The 17,791-nt window shown below is 36.5% G+C and carries 23 protein-coding genes and 3 pseudogenes; 7 read left to right on the top strand and 19 right to left on the bottom strand.

Going from position 1 to position 17,791, the window contains the following annotated elements; translation table 11 throughout:
• Nucleotides 1-690 precede the first annotated feature (690 nt).
• The 4 genes and pseudogenes from IQ10_RS18550 to IQ10_RS18365 form a co-directional block, all read right to left on the bottom strand.
• The gene (locus IQ10_RS18550) at nucleotides 691-1,440 is read right to left on the bottom strand and encodes a CPBP family intramembrane glutamic endopeptidase (RefSeq protein WP_277877949.1); all 750 of its coding nucleotides are present in this window, start codon (nucleotides 1,438-1,440) and stop codon (nucleotides 691-693) included.
• A 143-nt stretch (nucleotides 1,441-1,583) separates the two neighbouring features.
• Nucleotides 1,584-1,754: a hypothetical protein gene (locus IQ10_RS17985; RefSeq protein ID WP_158640000.1), complete on the bottom strand. Its 171-nt coding sequence runs from the start codon at nucleotides 1,752-1,754 to the stop codon at nucleotides 1,584-1,586.
• Between the two features lie 113 nt (nucleotides 1,755-1,867).
• Nucleotides 1,868-2,194, bottom strand: coding sequence for an antibiotic biosynthesis monooxygenase family protein (locus tag IQ10_RS06650; protein WP_144449692.1), 327 nt, complete (start codon nucleotides 2,192-2,194; stop codon nucleotides 1,868-1,870).
• Nucleotides 2,195-2,302: 108 nt separating this feature from the next.
• Nucleotides 2,303-2,416, bottom strand: a pseudogene (locus IQ10_RS18365) (2-thiouracil desulfurase family protein); the annotation flags it as partial.
• 331 nt (nucleotides 2,417-2,747) lie between these two features.
• Here IQ10_RS18365 and IQ10_RS18760 point away from each other — a divergent pair.
• The 6 genes and pseudogenes from IQ10_RS18760 to IQ10_RS06620 all read left to right on the top strand — a co-directional run.
• Nucleotides 2,748-2,945, top strand: a pseudogene (locus IQ10_RS18760) (CBO0543 family protein); the annotation flags it as partial.
• 310 nt (nucleotides 2,946-3,255) lie between these two features.
• Nucleotides 3,256-3,501, top strand: coding sequence for a spore gernimation protein GerQ (locus IQ10_RS06640; RefSeq protein ID WP_144449691.1), 246 nt, complete (start codon nucleotides 3,256-3,258; stop codon nucleotides 3,499-3,501).
• A gap of 16 nt (nucleotides 3,502-3,517) precedes the next feature.
• On the top strand, nucleotides 3,518-3,886 hold the full coding sequence (locus IQ10_RS06635) for a spore coat protein (RefSeq protein ID WP_144449690.1): 369 nt from the start codon (nucleotides 3,518-3,520) through the stop codon (nucleotides 3,884-3,886).
• An 18-nt stretch (nucleotides 3,887-3,904) separates the two neighbouring features.
• Entirely contained in the window at nucleotides 3,905-5,041 is a 1,137-nt protein-coding gene (locus IQ10_RS06630; protein ID WP_144449689.1) for a zinc-dependent alcohol dehydrogenase, read from the top strand.
• Nucleotides 5,042-5,058: 17 nt separating this feature from the next.
• A complete protein-coding gene (locus IQ10_RS06625) occupies nucleotides 5,059-5,268 on the top strand; it encodes a hypothetical protein (protein ID WP_144449688.1) in 210 nt (69 codons plus the stop codon).
• A 2-nt stretch (nucleotides 5,269-5,270) separates the two neighbouring features.
• Nucleotides 5,271-5,570, top strand: coding sequence for a spore coat protein (locus IQ10_RS06620; protein ID WP_144449687.1), 300 nt, complete (start codon nucleotides 5,271-5,273; stop codon nucleotides 5,568-5,570).
• A gap of 141 nt (nucleotides 5,571-5,711) precedes the next feature.
• On the opposite strand, the gene IQ10_RS06615 is transcribed toward IQ10_RS06620, so the two are convergent.
• The 7 genes and pseudogenes from IQ10_RS06615 to IQ10_RS06595 form a co-directional block, all read right to left on the bottom strand.
• A complete protein-coding gene (locus IQ10_RS06615; protein ID WP_144449686.1) occupies nucleotides 5,712-6,809 on the bottom strand; it encodes an L-dopachrome tautomerase-related protein in 1,098 nt (365 codons plus the stop codon).
• A 601-nt stretch (nucleotides 6,810-7,410) separates the two neighbouring features.
• Nucleotides 7,411-8,142: a hypothetical protein gene (locus tag IQ10_RS06610; RefSeq protein ID WP_144449685.1), complete on the bottom strand. Its 732-nt coding sequence runs from the start codon at nucleotides 8,140-8,142 to the stop codon at nucleotides 7,411-7,413.
• A gap of 425 nt (nucleotides 8,143-8,567) precedes the next feature.
• Entirely contained in the window at nucleotides 8,568-8,819 is a 252-nt protein-coding gene (locus IQ10_RS06605) for a hypothetical protein (RefSeq protein ID WP_144449684.1), read from the bottom strand.
• 57 nt (nucleotides 8,820-8,876) lie between these two features.
• Complete coding sequence (locus IQ10_RS18170; RefSeq protein ID WP_199757390.1) at nucleotides 8,877-9,014, bottom strand: hypothetical protein; 138 nt, start codon at nucleotides 9,012-9,014, stop codon at nucleotides 8,877-8,879.
• A 105-nt stretch (nucleotides 9,015-9,119) separates the two neighbouring features.
• Nucleotides 9,120-9,563: a hypothetical protein gene (locus tag IQ10_RS06600; RefSeq protein ID WP_144449683.1), complete on the bottom strand. Its 444-nt coding sequence runs from the start codon at nucleotides 9,561-9,563 to the stop codon at nucleotides 9,120-9,122.
• Between the two features lie 116 nt (nucleotides 9,564-9,679).
• Nucleotides 9,680-9,968: pseudogene (locus IQ10_RS18360) on the bottom strand (GNAT family N-acetyltransferase); the annotation flags it as partial.
• 35 nt (nucleotides 9,969-10,003) lie between these two features.
• Entirely contained in the window at nucleotides 10,004-10,186 is a 183-nt protein-coding gene (locus IQ10_RS06595; RefSeq protein ID WP_242009773.1) for a hypothetical protein, read from the bottom strand.
• 186 nt (nucleotides 10,187-10,372) lie between these two features.
• On the opposite strand from IQ10_RS06595, the gene IQ10_RS06590 reads away from it, so the two are divergent.
• The gene (locus tag IQ10_RS06590) at nucleotides 10,373-10,831 is read left to right on the top strand and encodes a DinB family protein (RefSeq protein WP_144449681.1); all 459 of its coding nucleotides are present in this window, start codon (nucleotides 10,373-10,375) and stop codon (nucleotides 10,829-10,831) included.
• Between the two features lie 71 nt (nucleotides 10,832-10,902).
• Here the strand turns inward: IQ10_RS06590 and sigF are convergent, their stop codons facing one another.
• The 8 genes from sigF to IQ10_RS06550 all read right to left on the bottom strand — a co-directional run bounded on the left by sigF (nucleotide 10,903) and on the right by IQ10_RS06550 (nucleotide 17,699).
• Nucleotides 10,903-11,667, bottom strand: a complete 765-nt coding sequence (gene sigF / locus IQ10_RS06585) for an RNA polymerase sporulation sigma factor SigF (protein ID WP_144449680.1) — start codon at nucleotides 11,665-11,667, stop codon at nucleotides 10,903-10,905.
• A 12-nt stretch (nucleotides 11,668-11,679) separates the two neighbouring features.
• Nucleotides 11,680-12,123 carry an anti-sigma F factor gene (spoIIAB, locus tag IQ10_RS06580; RefSeq protein ID WP_144449679.1) on the bottom strand — a complete coding sequence of 148 codons (444 nt, stop codon included), beginning with the start codon at nucleotides 12,121-12,123 and terminating at the stop codon, nucleotides 11,680-11,682.
• Between the two features lie 3 nt (nucleotides 12,124-12,126).
• Nucleotides 12,127-12,477 (bottom strand): anti-sigma F factor antagonist, encoded by a 351-nt coding sequence (gene spoIIAA, locus IQ10_RS06575; RefSeq protein WP_144449678.1) that lies wholly within the window; start codon nucleotides 12,475-12,477, stop codon nucleotides 12,127-12,129.
• A gap of 137 nt (nucleotides 12,478-12,614) precedes the next feature.
• Nucleotides 12,615-13,778 (bottom strand): D-alanyl-D-alanine carboxypeptidase family protein, encoded by a 1,164-nt coding sequence (locus tag IQ10_RS06570; RefSeq protein ID WP_144449677.1) that lies wholly within the window; start codon nucleotides 13,776-13,778, stop codon nucleotides 12,615-12,617.
• Between the two features lie 190 nt (nucleotides 13,779-13,968).
• The gene (locus IQ10_RS06565) at nucleotides 13,969-14,853 is read right to left on the bottom strand and encodes a fumarylacetoacetate hydrolase family protein (RefSeq protein ID WP_144449676.1); all 885 of its coding nucleotides are present in this window, start codon (nucleotides 14,851-14,853) and stop codon (nucleotides 13,969-13,971) included.
• 15 nt (nucleotides 14,854-14,868) lie between these two features.
• On the bottom strand, nucleotides 14,869-15,846 hold the full coding sequence (locus IQ10_RS06560) for a 2-hydroxyacid dehydrogenase (protein ID WP_144449675.1): 978 nt from the start codon (nucleotides 15,844-15,846) through the stop codon (nucleotides 14,869-14,871).
• Between the two features lie 126 nt (nucleotides 15,847-15,972).
• A complete protein-coding gene (locus IQ10_RS06555; protein ID WP_144449674.1) occupies nucleotides 15,973-16,869 on the bottom strand; it encodes a fumarylacetoacetate hydrolase family protein in 897 nt (298 codons plus the stop codon).
• A 62-nt stretch (nucleotides 16,870-16,931) separates the two neighbouring features.
• Nucleotides 16,932-17,699, bottom strand: a complete 768-nt coding sequence (locus IQ10_RS06550) for an IclR family transcriptional regulator (protein ID WP_144449673.1) — start codon at nucleotides 17,697-17,699, stop codon at nucleotides 16,932-16,934.
• Nucleotides 17,700-17,791 lie beyond the last annotated feature (92 nt).

Below are 17,791 nucleotides of genomic sequence, written 5' to 3'. Positions count from 1 at the left end.
GCGTAACGATCGTGTCTGAATCGCTCATTTTTCTCTCCTTTATTTAATTAGATTCAAGGAATTTAATAATAATTTGAGTTATGAGAGAATAAAAATCCTCCCAGTTTGTAATTGGAAGGATTAGTCTTTTAATTATAATAAATAAGTTCTTTTTGCCATTGGAATCATGACAAATGAAATAATAAACTGATTTATAAAAATGGATGGACTAACCCTATATTTTGTAGTTTGAAGATATTCATTTCAAATTATAATATAGATTAGTTAATCATAGTCCTTCCATCAGTCCTCTCATTATCATATTTATAGACTAACATTTCCTTCTATGGAATACAATCAGTATCACCTTTCTCTTAAATTACTGCTTGTTGCTCTATGGCAAGTTCCCTTTTTCCCATATTATTCAATTAAACTGTTCGTTTAAGTTCGTTTATTCACAATTCCACTTGATTTTCACCACTAAATATCCAAATTTTTGAGGTGTTGTTCAATTAAATGGCCCTTTACATAAATAAAGAACACAATTCATTCTGCAGAATTGCGCCCGTTAGTTGAAAAGTTGACCTAGAATAATTGAATAATCCACCAAATAATAATGACCATAAATGCAAAGAATAGCACTCTGAATATACCCAAAAGCAATCCTCTAATCATTGCAAATACGTCAGGCAATACTTCTATTTTTATAATTTAAATATTTTGGTTTTGATTTAACTGATAAGGTGTTACTTTAGGTAATCCTTTGTAATATCGATAAAGTACGTAGCACACAATCGGTACTAATACAATAAATAGCAAAGCACCTATCTTAAAGGCAATTTGCATCTCTATTATAAATTGTGTAAGGGCCTCCTCTTCATAAGTGGTGTCTAATTCGGTCGGAAATAACATATACGTTCCTGCAATGATATTATTAACTGCATGTAATAGCATTGGAACGATTAACCTTTTCGTCTTTACATATGCCATACAACAAAAAACACCTAGTATAAAATGAGATATAAACCCTGTGTTCCAATGTAACAAAGAAAACAAAATAGAACAAAAAATCATTGCCTTCAGTATTCCAAAATTTTCTCCCCATTTATTAAAAAGATACCCTCTAAACAAAAGCTCCTCCATGATTGGTACTAATGTAAAACTTAATATATACGTTAAAATAATTAGTTGAGCGGAATTGTTAGTATGAGTTATTTCTTCTGTAAGTAGTTCTTTATAGAAGTTAGAGTCGAAGAGACCAATGATGAAAAAAATCGCAATAATAGAAAGTACAGCAAATACAATTAAAAGAGCTTGAATGCTGAATAATTTCAACCACGGGAGTTTGTGTAAACTTAAATCTCCTGTGATTTGTCTTAAAGAAATCCTATGCTTATTAAACTTTCGAATAATTAGAAGAATAATTACAATATGTAGAGTAGCACTAAAAAAGAAGTTCATGTTTATACCCAAGACACTTTGGATAAATGCAAAAAAAGAAAAAGTCACTATCCATACAAGAATAAATTGTAATATAAGAGACCCAAATTTCATATTTTTAAAATCGTTATTTCGCTTCAAAAAACAACCACCTTTTTTTGTTTTCATACTTTAACATTACTTCTTACAAACAATGCAAAATAGCCAGCGTAACTAAATTTATAATCATTTGCACTTAGTTGGAATGAAAAAAACGCTCTTGCTGCTGTTGCATAAGTCGAGTAGAAGAGAACCTCTCCACGTGTCGGTTGATTGTGTTCTCCACATTTTGCCACCTAACCATCTCCCTTCAATTCTTCTTCCACTAACCTGCCCGTTAGCTTAATAAGAAAAGGAGCTGCCGTAGCAACTCTCTCTTGAACTCAAGCACCCGTTCGTTCAATAAGGTTTACATTTTAAAATAGTAATCCCTCTCAACTTTGCAAACTCGAACAGCATAATTTTTATACCATTCTTGCTTCCCTTTTTCTTGAGCTATTTTATGAGCTGAAGTTTCTTTCCAGTTTTTAATGGCTTCTAAAGACTCCCAGTATGAAACTGTTATGCCTAACTCGCTGTCTCTTGCACTTTCAATCCCTAAAAACCCCTGTTGCAGTGGAGCTAATTCCTCCATTGCTTGAGCCATTTTCCCATACCCATTGTCACCATCAGTTCGTTGTGAGGTAAATATGACTGCGTAATATGGTGGTTGTTGTTTTTTCTCATTATCGTTCATTTATTAAATCCCCCCAATTAGTCATTTAAATCCCTTCCATTAATTCATTAAAACTTAATTACTGACCCTGTGACAAAAGTCTTCTTCCATTATCCTGCCTCATTAGTAGCATATAGTTACCGCTTTATTTTCTTCTACTAATTTACTTATCTTATTATTTAAACGATGTGTACCGTTGTACCTTACTTCTAACCCTGCTAAACAAGAACTCACTAATATCATAAACTACTCCTCCACATACTTTATCTTTTAATGAATCCCTTCTTGCACTAAGCTGCTCTGTTAGTAGAATATCAAAAAGAGCTGCAACAGCATCCCTTTTTACATTCCATCTTAAAAAAATGCAAGAAAGTAACAAAACATTTTGACTAACTTTGTCGAAATTACTCCTAAATCAGTCCTTTCATTATAAAATTAACTGTATCTATATTGATAATGTAAGAAGGTTATGAAAATAGTAGGAGGCATGATTACAGCCATTAGGATGTACCACCTCTGACATAGAGTTAATCATCAAAAGACATGCAATCCATCTGGTAATTGTGTCTTTTATAATCAACTCACTAAGGATTCTCGCATCCTTCAGTGCCTTTTAAAAATTCTGTATTTCAGTGTACCAATGACTATTACTGAGCTATGGCTAGAAAAAAATACACAGCTTGTTAAGTATAAAAAAGGGTGGAATTGGAAAACCACTTTTATTCGATTTCTTTTTCCTTTTTATTGGTCATATTTTCAATGTCTGTTATAAGACGTTTCTTCAATAATAAATACGATTTTTCTTAGACGAAGGTTCTTAATCAATAATAAGAGTAAAAAGGATGAGGTATTTCTTCTTCCTTTCGTATTATAAGTTCAACCAAATATTTCTGGTTGAATATTTTTTTAGCTACTTGATAAAAGAACCCTCAGCCATCACAATAGATGAATTTTCCCTACTTTATCCAATTCCAACTATTTAAGATAATTTACAAATTTTATAAAAAGCATTAAAGAATGTTTCCCTCCTATTTTGGAACAATACAATTGTTTGTATTAAAGAATAAGGAGGTTAATTAGAAATGGATAATCAAAAATTAGCCGATCATGAATCATTGGATTTACATGAAGTTATTAACTTTAAAACCCTTTGCTTAGCGAAATCAAAACTAATGCAGGGACTAGTATTTGATGATGATTTGAGAGCATTAATGCAAAAAGATGTGGAACAATCCATGCAAGCGCTTGGAGAATTACAGGCAGTTTATCAACGGGCACCTTTTGAATCTCCTGTTCCTCAAAACCGGCCAACACCAATAATAAATTAAAAAGGAGGCAAATTCATTGAACAATGACTATTTAGATCCTATAAACTCGCTACACGTACCCGAGCTAGCAGATACTACATTTGCGATGGATTTACTTCTTCGTGCCAAAGAAGGTGTGCGCAATATTGCTGTCGCATTAACGGAGTCTGTATCACCTGATGTTAGAACCCTCTTACGAAACCAATTAATGCAAGGTATTGCCATGCACCAAGAAATTACAGAACTAATGATTAATAAAAAATGGTTCCATCCATACGAACTAAGTGAACAATATAAACTAGATCAACTCTCTGCCAACAACACATTGATGATTGGCAAAATGAATCTATTTCCTGTTGAGACCAATAGAAAAGGTATGTTTGACCGGACACCTGATGATCACTAACACTGGAGGCTGTAACCAATGAAGGCAGTAACGTATCAAGGTATTAAAAATGTTGTAGTCAAAGAAGTTCCAGATCCAAAGATTGAAAAACCAGATGACATGATTATTAAAGTAACGAGTACAGCTATATGTGGATCTGATTTACATTTAATCCATGGAATGATTCCAAATATGCAGGAAGACTATATTATCGGTCATGAACCGATGGGAATTGTTGAAGAGGTTGGACCAAATGTTACGAAAGTAAAAAAAGGGGATCGTGTTATTATTCCTTTTAACATTGCCTGCGGGGAATGCACTTATTGTAAAAACCATTTAGAAAGCCAATGTGATAACTCGAATGAAAATGGGGATATGGGTGCGTATTTCGGCTATTCAGGTACAACGGGAGGCTATCCTGGTGGCCAGGCTGAATATTTACGTGTTCCCTTTGCCAATTTCACACACTTTAAGGTTCCAGAAACCTGTGAAGAACCAGATGAAAAATTATCCGTTATCGCTGACGCTATGACCACAGGTTTTTGGAGTGTTGACAATGCAGGCGTGAAGAATGGAGATACAGTTATTGTTCTTGGCTGTGGTCCGGTTGGTCTTTTTGCTCAAAAATTCTGTTGGCTAAAAGGAGCAAAGCGTGTCATTGCCGTAGATTATGTAGACTATCGTTTGCAACACGCCAAACGTACCAACAAAGTTGAAATTGTAAATTTCGAACACTTTGAAAATGTGGGAATGCATTTGAAAGAAATAACGAAGGGCGGGGCTGATGTTGTCATTGATGCAGTTGGTATGGACGGTAAAATGACTGATATGGAGTTCCTTGCGAGCGGAATGAAGCTTCAAGGCGGAGCATTAAGTGCGTTTATCATGGCTTCACAAGCAGTGCGTAAAGGCGGGACAATTCAAGTTACTGGCGTTTACGGCGGCAGATATAATGGTTTCCCTTTTGGAGATATTATGCAGCGAAATATCAATATTCGCTCTGGGCAAGCACCTGTGATTCACTATATGCCCTATATGTTTGAATTAGTTTCGACAGGAAAAATTGATCCAGGAGATGTCGTGAGTCATGTACTTCCACTTAGTGAAGCAAAGCGTGGCTATGAGATTTTTGACACAAAAATGGATGAATGTATAAAAGTCGTGTTGAAACCTTAAGGAAGGAGGTATAAAAAATGAACTACGCCTTACATGAAGTTCTTGAGGTCCATGAGATGGCTGCATTTAAGACCACTTGTTTAACTAAATCCAAAACGATGAAAGTGTTAGTTACAGATCCGCTATTAAAAGATATTATGCAGCAAGACATTGATGTATCTACGAGACAATTACAAGAATATGCTTCTATCCTTTCCAACGCTAACAGTAAATTAGGAGGTGAATGAACATGAATCCAATCATTGAAACTATAACTGGCATGGACGCATTATCGGATCAAGTGGTTACAATGGATTTACTCATTTCAGCTAAAAGTGGAATTAAAAATTATGCCATGGCAGTTACGGAGGCAGGAACACCGGAAATTAAAGAAATGCTCACTCGCCATTTAGTGGAAGCTCTTGATATGCACGAACAAATATCCTCATATATGGTAGAAAAAGGATGGTATCATGCTTGGGATACAAACGAACAGATTAATTTGGATTTAAATAATATCAATACAGCATTGAACTTACCGATATTATAAAAAATTTCTAGGAACAGTTTAAACTCACCAAATTAACTGTTCCTATTAAACCATTTTAAGTTTTAAGGCAGAAGTAAATACTTCTGCTTAATTGTGTTTGTTTTACTCTATATAATGAAAATAATTAATTGACGATTTTTATTATGAAAAAGTGGGAGCAGGAAATTCATCAATTTTAATACGAAGTAAACTATAAGGTTTGTGTCGTAAGTCTTTTCCATAATGAAATCTAGCCTGCCGATGTAACTGGTTCACGATGACATACAAATATTGATCCGGACCAATTGAAAAAGTATCCGGCCACAAAATTCTCGGATCATGGGCGATTGTTTCCATTATGCCATTCGGCAATATCTTACGGATACTGTTGTTTTCATAGTCTCCAGCATAAACACTTCCTTTTGCACCTGTGATCATTCCATCAGACGCCCCTTTTTCCCCCAAATACTCAACATGATATTGTAAGTCCGTGTCCGGTATATTTCTGTCTCTTAGGGCTTCTGTTGAAATCGAGAACAGATGACGACTGCTTAGTGGACAAAAAAATAAAACCTTTCCATCGGGAGAAATCGCAATACCATCAGAAGCCAATCTAAAGGGCGAAACCCTACCATCTGGATTTCGATTCATCAAAATTTCACCTTCTACTTTCGGTAAAAAATAGGGATCTGGTGAAGTTGAATTTGCCCCATTTAACCTTCTAAACGCGTTTCCATTTGATAAATCTACGACGATAATAGCTCCTGGTCCTCTTGAAGAAGAATCCGTTATATAGGCATAACCTGCTTTTCCTACACGAAAATCAAAACGGACATCATTCAGATAAGTTGTAGGCAGGACAACATCTTCTGTAAAGGTATATACTTTTCTTATTGTATTGGTTTCTAAATCAACCGCGACTAATTTTGCCCCCCCTTTAATAGGTTCAGAAAAATTTGGTGCCGCTGTATCTAATATCCAGAGCGTTCCCCTTCCATCAGCAACTACACTTTGGACACTGATGAATGTCATTGTGATATTCTCGGGATTAACCAAATTGGTTTGTAAATTAGGATAAGGCTGCAATTTATCCTCACCAATTTCCCCCACCGTAAATTTAACATCGTCTCCCCATTTCGGAAAGCAAATGAAAATACGACCGGTTTCTGAAACAGTAACACCTGTAGGCATAGCCCCATAAAATGCATAAACTAGTTCTAAATTACCGAAATATTTTTCACTAGGTAACATAGGTTTCATAATATCCTCCTCAAGGATTCAAACGGGATATCACTTATATATGATTTATATTTTTTCTGGTGCATGTTCTTAACATGTTTTCTATACGAAAAGATGATTGAAAAGATTGTTTTCGAAATTTAATTTAAAGGTCTCCAGATGAAGAAAATCTCAATTATCAGGTAGCGAAGTTCAATATTCCTGAACCAAAGGAGGCTGTTATAAAAATGATAAAATCTTCCTTCACAATCTCACACAAAATTTATATAAATATCAAGTATTGTTTGATATTCTTATTCCATAAGATGGCCCGATTGTGGAGTATTAAAAATATGTAACTTGTGCTACGGTTCACCACCACTAATCTTAAACTAATTTAACTTCTGTAAAATCGGTAGCTATTTCTCCACAATCATAGCCCTTTACATAAAGAAAAAACACAATTCATACTGCAGAATTGCGCCCGATTATTGAATATCCTATTGAACAGTATCGTTGAACTACGCAGCAAAGATCCTGTTTTAAATAACGGTCCTTGTTTACTGAATTTCCCCTTTAAAGAAAACACTTCTACAATAGTTCTAAATTGTTACCATTATAATATACACCTTTGTATCTGATGTTAAGAAATAAGTAATAGTAAAGCTATATATCCAATTGCTCCTAATGAAAATGCCCAAGTACTACTTTCTCGATCTTCAGGTAGTTCCTCTTTTAAAACATTTAATATAATGGCACCAGATAGAAATGCAAAAAATAAGGCTAAAACTGATTCGGGTATTTCTGTTATGACACCGATTGCCCATCCCATCAATACAGCTAAAGCTAGCAAAAATCGACCAATGCGATTATAGATAACCTTGTGATGAGTACGTAAGCCATAATCTACGACAATAAAATGTAAGGCCATAGCAATTACATATAAAATCAAACTTAATAACCCTTCTGAATCTCTATGAATGAGTAAATATCCGATAAGCCCGTTATAGAATGAAAAGAGGCTAATATGTAGCCAGAAGATTCTTTTTGTTGGTTGATTTTCCCCTGTGTCTTGATGGTTTTTTCTCTGAGATTCTTTGGCCGCTTTTTCTAAGGCATAAAATAATATGAGACCAAGCATTGCCAGTAAATAGGCATGATGTTCAAGGTAAGAAAGTAAAATTCCATGATGTTCTATTGACTCTTGATGTTCCTTTAATTCAGGTAGGATATGAAGAAATACATATCCAACAGATACACCACCACCTAATGAAAGGAATCGACTTCTAGGAGTGATTTGTATAAAATGCATATTCTTAGCAAAGATATGCATACATGCTAGTATTATGGCAAATGCAAACGCTGATATCTGCATACAGACTCCTCCCCCGTATGCTTTTTCCCACTTAACCTTAAATCTATTCAGAAAATCTATCAATTCTTTCAAAAAAGTGAAGAATATATTTTAGGGATTACGTAGCTAATTTAATAGATAAACAGAAGAAATGTTTAATAAGTTCATGGAAAAAACCATTCTATAAAGAAATGCGCCAGCTGAATCGTAGTTTGATTTACCTACTTCATATCTTGCCTCTACAGCTATTCTGCCCTTTCGCTTACGTACACTCTTTCACAAAGTCACCCAAAGATGAAGTTCTTTGCTGCGCAGTATGAGTCTACTACGCAATATAAAAGTTATTCCACAATCTGGCCCTTTGCATAAAGAAAGAACACAATTCATTCTGCAGAATTGCGCCTGTTGCTCGAATAACGAATTAGATGATTACTTTCATTGGTTATTTAATTTTCTTTAAGCAATTCTACTCGTTTTTTTAACGTATCTAATTCTTTTCTTAACTCTGTATCACTGTTTATTTTTGGCTTTAGTGTAGTTTTATAGATTTGGTTTCCTCCCCAATACATCATTAAAAAGCACATCGCCAGTATGAACAAAACAATAATGATACCAAATAAAGTTTCTAAAATATTACGCCATCTCCTTTTTCTAATTCTAAAAGACTGCTTCGTATTATAAGTAAAAGAAACTGCCATTTAAACAGCTCCAGTTCTTGTGCTAAAGCCCCCCCTCCCGTTACTTCAATAACGTTATTATTTCTTATCTCTTATTTCTTCTAAGATTTCTATTACACGTTTATTGTGATTTTCAATAGATTTTAACCTTTTTTCGATGATACTTGATGAAAAAAATACAATAAGTACAATAGCTGTTCCAATGATTAGTTCCAATTAAAATCCCCCAATATTTTTCTATTAACCAGCTCGTTAGCAGAACAACGACAGTGATATTTCGATTAATCAAGAAAAGCATCCGTTAATTTAATAAGACTGTTTTTATTCCGATTTATTTACTAACTCAAATGATTCTTCAAAACCATCCCATTTTACAATAACGGGTATGATTTCCTCCTCATATACTTTAGCTCCATTATCACTACTATATGACCTTAATGTAATATCAGTGGGTGGTTCATTAAACTCTCTGCTTCCACCACCACCTCCAGCTGATGTTTTATAGTTATATTCTATTTTTTCTATTGATTGCATATCTTCCACGGCCCCTTTGTAGGTGAGTTTAAATACATCACTATTATTAGTAGAATATGTTGTCCTTCCATCTTTCTCTTTCTGTGTTTCTTCACTCTCAAAAACATATTCAGCCTCCCAATACTCACCTTCACCTATAAACGTGTATCTGTCACTCACAATTTCTTCGTTACTACATGCGGCAAGCAAGACCGTTATCATAATGATTGAAATGAAAATTAAATTTTTCAAATCGCTCCCCCTTTTTAATAAAATTCCCTCTTATTACAACAACAACTAGTTATTGAATAATCCTGCCCAAGAGTTGAATAAAGCGTCAGCTCTTGTTGTGCTAAAACATCCCGTTAAATAGCAGTATCTAATAAAAGAATTGCAGTTTTATATGTTGTTCCTCGATACTCTTTATTTACAAACATCTTCCTTAATGATACTTGATTATTCCCTATGTCTAAGAGACTGATTGTACCAACTACTTTTTTTATCATAAAGAGCAACCCAAAAGTTACCATTAGCAGTCTGATAATACTCTTCTATGGTAAACAAATCGGGCTGGTCATCCTTTGTTATCGATATATTGTATTCCTGTTGTTGAATTTGAAGAATTAAATCTATAACTTGAGCTTGAAGCGTCTCCACTTATTATAGAAACGCACCCCCGTTAGTTCAGGAAATTATTTATTTTTTTCAAAAGCTTTAACTAACCTTACTAGCCAATATAATACTAGCCAAGGTAGAATGAACTTTGTAGACCACTCTATTACATATGGTATTATATATGATGTATTTATGCCAAAAAACGGTAAAACGAACCAAAGTGCAAACAAAACGATAATGCCAATAATTAATTTTTTCAATTCAATCCCCTCCTACATTTTTATTTTACCATAAAAAATCCAAATCCTTCTTCAACATTACTGCCTCATGAGTAGAATAACAAAAGAGCTGTATCAAAAATGCACTAAGTCGAAAACGTTTTCTTTTTACTGAAAATTCGGTACACTATTACTGATTAACAATATAAAAGATGGAGTGTGATCTTGATGACCTATTCACCATTTGCCTTTGCACGTTCTGCTAATATGCAAATCCTTGCTGCTGCAAAAGAGACGCAAGTTGATACGATTCCAGATGGATTTAATAATTCGCTCAGATGGAATGCAGGTCATGTTCTTGTTATTGCCGAAAGTGTATTACGTCACTCTGATCATTATGAACAAGTGATTCCCTCTCATTATGAAACGTTCTTCCATAAAGGAACGAGTCCTGCTGATTGGACAGATGAGCCTCCAACAGTTGAGGAAATCGCTGAACTATCAAGTAAGCAGTTAGCATCTGCTAAGAATCTATTTGAAAATCATGCAGATGCTCCGATAGCGAAAGCGTTTGAGCTACGTGGAGAAGCATTTTCAACGGTACCTGACCTTATCAGCTTCCTTTCTTTTCATGAAGGCTTGCATTGCAATACGATGAGAATGCAATACAAAAAAACGAAAGCATAATCATTATATAAACAAAAAAGCTGATTCAATTAGCATTGGACGTACCAGTGCTTTAAATCAGCATGTAATCATTAAGGCTCTCCCATATCTTGCTTCATTTGTTCAAGAATCTTCTTTTCAAGGCGCGATACTTGTACTTGCGAGATACCAAGTCGCTCTGCAACCTCTGATTGCGTTTGATCCTTGTAATAACGTAAGTAGACGATAAGTCGTTCTCGTTCATCAAGGTCTCGTATCGCTTCTTTTAAGGCAATTTTGTCAAACCACTTAGTTTCTGTTTGATCAGCAATTTGATCAAGTAGAGTAATGGGATCACCGTCATTTTCATAAACAGTTTCATGAATGGACGAAAGAGAACGACTCGCTTCTCCTGCAAAAACGACTTCTTCTGGTGTTATCTCCAGCTGTTCCGCAATTTCATTGACAGTCGGTGTTCTGCCAAGCGTCTTCGTCATTTCATCCTTCATTTTTCGAACTTTATTACCGAGCTCTTTTATCGAACGACTGACTTTAACGGTTCCATCATCGCGTAAAAAGCGTTGAATTTCACCAATTATCATTGGAACAGCATACGTAGAGAATTTCACGTCATAGGATAGATCGAACTTATCAACCGATTTAATAAGCCCGATGCACCCAATTTGAAAAAGATCATCCGCTTCATACCCACGGTTCATAAAGCGCTGCACAACCGACCAAACAAGACGCGTATTGCGATTGACAATTAAATCTCGCGCCTCCTGATCTCCATCCTGACTTTTGGCAATGAGCTGCTTTACTTCCACATCTGTAAACGGAGCCTCTTTCTTTCTTTGTCGTTTTACCTCGACATCCATAGGCAAAGCTCCTTAATTACAGATAGCTTTGCTATTTGTAAGAGTTTTTTTCAAATAGACTGTCGTACCTATCATCGGTTCAGATACGACCTCCACTTCATCCATGAAATTTTCCATAATCGTAAATCCCATACCTGAACGTTCAAGCTCTGGCTTTGTCGTATAAAGTGGTTGACGAGCTTCCTCAATGTCCTGAATACCAAGGCCTTCATCCCGAATAATTAATTCAATTACATCATCCTCGAGTGTCACATGAATGTATACCATTCCGTCAGGTTGATTGTGATAACCATGAATAATTGCATTTGTAACAGCTTCTGAGACGACTGTTTTGATCTCTGTCATTTCGTCCATTGTTGGATCTAATTGCGCAATAAATGCACCAACCGTTACACGAGCAAACGACTCATTTTGACTTAGGGCAGAGAACTGTAAATCCATCACATTATTATTCATGATTTATGCCACCCCCAACGTCTTAAGAGCAAATTGTTCATTTTCTTCAAGACGAATAATCTTGAACAAGCCCGACATTTCGAACAAGCGTTTTATGGAAGGTGAAATGGCACAGACGACCATTTCACCGCCATTTGCTGTTACTTGCTTATATCTTCCTAAAATCACACCAAGACCCGAGCTATCCATAAACGTAAGTTGCTCAAGATTTAAGACAATGTGCTTGACCTGGCCAGTGATTATATCATCTTCAATTTGCTGACGTAGCTCTTTGGCAGCATGATGGTCCAGTTCACCTTCAAGACGAACAAGTAAAACGATTCCCTTGCGTTCTAAATCAATTTGTAAGCTCACATTTTTCACTCCCTCATAGTTGGTTTCACAAGCACGTTGTGTTTCCTTTTCTAGTTGAGAGTTTCGCCTTTTCTCATCGCTCTTCCTGCTCACTGACAAAACTAGTCGCCATTCGCACTAACTAGTCAAAAATGGTGTTAAGCCGCTCCAAATTTCGAAAGTACTCGCTTAAACATCATCCACCAAGACGCTTCGACAACATCATCACCTGAGACAAGTGGTGATGAAACAAGTGTTTCTCCATTTTTCTCTACAACTAATTGTCCAATCACATCGCCTTTATAGATAGGTACACGTAAATCCTTTTCGATTTCTAGACGCTCCACAACATCATCAATTTTTTCACCCTTTTTCGTTAAAATCGAAATTGATTCAGATGTTACGACTGGAATCTTTTCTTTATCCCCTTTGCTCACTTTAACATCTGCTAGAATATGGTCACGATCATATAGCTTATGTGTCATAAATTGACTAAACGCATAATCAAGCATCGATGTAATTTGAGCATTTCGCTCTTTTGGACTAGGAGCTCCCATAATAACCGAGATCACTCGCATATCATTTTTCTCGGCAGTGGCCGTTAAGCAATACATCGCTTCACGTGTAAATCCTGTTTTCAAGCCATCTACCCCTGGGTAAAAACGAACGAGTTTATTTGTGTTCACAAGCCAAAATTTCTTGTCTGAATCCTGACGTAAATAATCTTCATAGATCCCTGTAAATTTTGTAATATCTTCATACTTTAATAATTCCTTTGAGATCATCGCTAAATCATATGCAGTCGTATAATGATCTTTTGCTGGCAAACCATTTGTATTCATAAAGTTCGTGTTTTTCAGTCCTAGCTCCTTCGCCTTTTCGTTCATCATCTCAACAAATGCTTCCTCTGTTCCTGCAATATGCTCAGCCATCGCTACTGATGCATCATTTCCAGAGGCAATCGCGATTCCTTTTAACAAATCTGAAACAGTCATTTCTTCACCAGGCTCAAGGAATATTTGTGAACCGCCCATTGAAGCAGCATATTCACTCGTACGGATTTTATCGTCGTAAGAAAGTGAACCTTTATCAATCGCTTCCATAATAAGAAGCATCGTCATAATTTTCGTCATACTTGCGGGTGGTAGCTTCTCATGACTATTTTTCTCAAAAAGTACCTCGCCCGTATCACGTTCTATTACGATGGCTGAAGATGCCTTTTCCGCTAACTTTGCTTGCTGTTTCTCTGCTGCACTTGCCGCTGGTGTCATCACACTTAACACGAGGCATAGACTTACGATAATGGACAGAACGTTATTCATCCCCATCCGACCTCCATCTCAATTTGATAGTCGTCCCGAGGCTTCTTTTCCTTCTTTCCAAATGAGGAAAATCACCAAGTTTGCTACACCCCATTTTTTCCGAATAGCAAGCTTTTTATACATGATAAATAGGAGTTAAATAAAAATAAAAAAGACCCCAGAGACATACTCTAGAGTCAATTAAATAGGATTAAATAAATTTCGTTGTTAACGAACCTAGCTTTTCAATTTCTACCGTTACTTCATCTCCTGCTTTTAACCACGTACGTGTTTCTTCTGGCTCACCCATGATCACGCCTTCTGGTGTTCCTGTTAAAATAATATCGCCAGGTAAAAGCGTCATATGTTGTGAAATATAGCTAATAATTTCAGCACAATTAAAAATCATATCAGACGTATTCGAGTTTTGGCGAAGCTCTCCATTAAGGGATAAGCGAATGGAAAGATTATTTGGATCGTCAATTTCCTCTTTACTAACTAGTGACGGGCCTATTGGGCAAAAGCCATCAACTGTTTTTCCAAGTAACCATTGATGGGTTCTAAATTGAAAGTCACGAGCTGATAAATCATTTCCATTTGTATAGCCATACACATAGGACAAAGCATCTTCAACCTTCACATCTTTTGCAACTTTGCCGATTACAATGGCAAGCTCTGCTTCATAATCGTACTCTTTTCCATTAGGAGGAAGCACCACTTCTTCGTTATGACCTGCTAACGCATTGGCAAACTTACTAAATAGAATTGGAGTTTTCGGATATTCCATTTTAATCTCATCAGCATGACGCTTATAATTTAAGCCAACACAAATAATTTTCTGCGGGTTATCAACAGACGGACCAAACGTTAATTCATTTTCATTTAATAGAGCTGTTTGTTCTTTGACCGCTTGCTCGACTAATGCTTCAAGCGCACGCTTCCCTTCTTCTCCAGAAGATACTAATTCCGATACCGTTTGAGGAACAGCTTCTATAGTAGGGAATGCTCCCGTCGCCTCCTTTACATCGATGATTCCTTTCTCTGTTTTAACCCCTAAAACAAGCTGATTCTCTTTATAAAAAGTAACTGTATTCATATTTCTCCTCCTTCATCATTTCCCTAACTTAAATTCTTTGACAAGATGCTCTGGCTCTTCGCCTTTCAGAGCACTTACGAGATTTTTTGCAGCAACGAAAGCCATGTCATCTCGTGTTTTCGTCGTCGCAGAGCCAATATGCGGAACTGTGACAACATTGTCCAATTGTAATAATGGATTATCAGAATCAACAGGCTCTTTCGAAAAAACATCTAATCCTGCACCCTTGATCTCTCCATTTTGCAGCGCTTTGATTAATGCTTCTTCATCAACTGTTTCTCCCCTTGATGCATTAATGAAAAAAGCCGATTCCTTCATAAGATCAAATTGGTCATGGCTCATAAAATGCTTCGTTTCATCTGTTAGCGGTGTCATGAGCACAACAAAATCTGATTGCTGGAGTAATAGTTCGAGCTCGGCATACTTTACACCAAGATACTCTTCGACTTCCCTTTTTCGACTGCGATTATAATAAAGCACATTCATATCAAAGCCATAAATCGCTCTTTTGGCAATCGCTTCGCCAATTCGTCCCATTCCAATAATACCTACAGTTGCATGATGGACATCGACACCAAATAAGGAGCGATCATTGTCCTTTGCCCACTTTCCTTCTTTCACATAGCGGTCTAATTCAGGAATTCTTCTTGCTGAAGCTAGCATTAAGGCAAGCACTAAGTCTGCCACTGTGTCATCAAGAACGTATGGTGTATGCGTGCCAACCACATTTCTTTTTTTCATTGCTTCAATGTCGAAGTTGTTATAGCCAACCGAGACATTACTAACGACTTTTAAGTTCGGTGCATGCTCTAGAAGCTCATCATCAATGCTTCCACCCGTTGTCAGTAAGCCATCCACATCCTGTAGCTGCATTAACAATTCTTGACGTGGAATCGGGGGAGTGCCTTCCCATTTACGGACTTCACAATACTCAGCAATATAGTCCTCTACATCTTTTGGAATCTTCTTTGTCAGATAAACAATAGGCTTCATCGTATCCCTCTCTTTTTGAGATTACTCTTCCTTTTCATCTTATAATTGATTCCTTTGAGAAAAAACCCCTGAAAACGAACCTTCAGGGGAAACTCATATGAAATCATTACATGAACTAGCTATCCATCAACCTACCGTAATAGATTTTGGTTGTTTTTTTATCGGATTATTCAGAACACCAATGCCAGAAATATCGATTTCCACTCGGTCCCCGTCCTCTAACGTAAATTCATTTGGAGGAACAATACATGTGCCTGTAAGGAGAATGGTTCCATCAAAAATTTCATTGTCTTTGATTAAGTAAGAGACAAGCTCATCAAATTTCCTTTTTAACTGACCAGTGCTTGCTGAACCTTGAAAGACCTGCTTTTCATGCCGAAAAATTCGACATGTAATCTGAAATTGGTACGGATCCATGACCGTCTCTGCTAAACGAATAGCTGGACCGATAGAACACGAGTTTCGCCATATTTTTGCTTGCGGAAGATAGAGTGGGTTCTCTCCTTCAATATCACGACTGCTCATGTCATTTCCTGCTGTGTAGCCGATAATGTTCCCTTCTTTGTTTAGAACAAGACCGAGTTCTGGTTCAGGGATTTGCCAATGTGAATCAGAGCGTATGTACAAATCTTGACCAGTCCCTTTTGTACGAGCACTTGTTGATTTAAAGAAAATCTCAGGGCGAGGTGCGTTATAGACTTTATCATAGAAAGTCGTCGCATCAAGCTTCCCACCAGTTGCTTCATAATTTCTTGCTTCCTTACTTTTCAAATAGGTGACACCAGCTGCCCATACTTCAGGTGCCTCGATCGGAACAAGTAAATCTAAATCTTCTATGTTCAGTTCCAATGGCATCAGCTCGGCAATCATATTATTGATGATTTGCAAAGGCGTTGTTTCTTGGTCATCAGCTAAACGGACGATGTCAAAAAAATCGTGATAAGGTAATAGATAGATCTTTTTGTCATCTGTATATGCTGCTAAATGAATCGTATTCTCTTTTGAAAATCGAATAATTCTCATCATCTCGCTCCTTTTTACCAACGAACCAGATGAGCATCTAAAGCAACAAGGGGCAGGCCCTTTTAGATCGATTGAAAACCATACCCTAGCTTTTTAGATACTGCCTCTGCCGTTTCTTTAAGCAACTCAACCATCTTCAAAAGCACATCCTCTGTAAATTGAGCAGCCGTAGTTGAACTACTAATGGCAGCAACCACTTGGCCCGTATGATTTTTAATCGGTATTGCGACACAACAGACACCTGGTTCATTTTCTTCATTGTCGATTGCATAACCTTTTTCTTGGATCTGTTTTATTTCCGCTAAAAAAGCTTCTCGGTCGGTAATTGTATTCGGTGTTTGCTTCGTATACTCATATCCTTCTAGAATTTTCTCTAATTCCGCTTCGTTTTTAAATGCAACAAGCGCTTTGCCAACACCACTACTATGAATCGGAACCCGTCTACCGATTCTTGAGTAGATAATCGTTGCGGCAGGACTTTCCACTTTATCGATATACACGCCTTCTTTCCCGTCTAAAATGACAAGGTGAACGGTGTGACCTGTTTTCTTTGAAAGCTCTAGTAAGTGTTCCTTAGCCATCGTTCTAAGATCCAAGCTTTGAATGACAAAACTTCCTCTCTCAAACAACTTCAAGCCAAGTCGGTACTTGCCATTTTCAGGATTCTGGTCAATATAGTGATGCTTTTGTAGCGTTTTCAATAATGAATGGACTGTACTTTTGTGCAGCACCATTCTCTCACTAATATCCGTTATTTTTAACTCGCGATCGTACTCATCGAATAAATCTAAAATTCGTAAAGCACGATCTAGCGATTGAATGATTGGCATATGTGTCATCCTTTACTTTCTACTTATCGTGAATTCTTTCTTATTCTATCATATTTTGTTATTCAAACGATAAGCAATAGCCAACGCTTTCA

Source organism: Halalkalibacter nanhaiisediminis (genome assembly GCF_007830185.1).
GTDB classification, from domain to species: domain Bacteria; phylum Bacillota; class Bacilli; order Bacillales; family Bacillaceae_D; genus Halalkalibacter; species Halalkalibacter nanhaiisediminis.
This window is presented reverse-complemented; position numbering and strand designations above follow the sequence as displayed.